Here is a 227-nt window from a genome sequence, read left to right as displayed (position 1 = left end):
AGCACCCGCACGCGGTCAGCAAGAGTCTGCTCGTACAGCGGCACCGCCCGCCCCAAATCCCCCGCCGATGAGTAGGCGCCGGCGAGGTTGTTGCGGGAGACCAGGGTATCGGGGTGGTCCTCACCCAGCACCCGCACGCGGTCAGCAAGAGTCTGCTCGTACAGCGGCACCGCCCGCCCCAAATCCCCCGCCGATGAGTAGGCGCCGGCGAGGTTGTTGCGGGAGAC

1 protein-coding gene is annotated in these 227 nt (G+C 69.2%); it reads right to left on the bottom strand.

Annotation, left to right across the window (positions count from 1 at the left end; genetic code table 11):
* On the bottom strand, window positions 1-227 hold a 227-nt coding region (locus SCWH03_RS28505; protein ID WP_173267813.1), incomplete at both ends, for a tetratricopeptide repeat protein.

Source organism: Streptomyces pacificus, from assembly GCF_011766325.1.
Lineage (GTDB): Bacteria > Actinomycetota > Actinomycetes > Streptomycetales > Streptomycetaceae > Streptomyces > Streptomyces pacificus.
The sequence above is the reverse complement of the archived record's forward strand: the minus strand, read 5'-3'. Positions and strand labels throughout refer to the sequence as shown.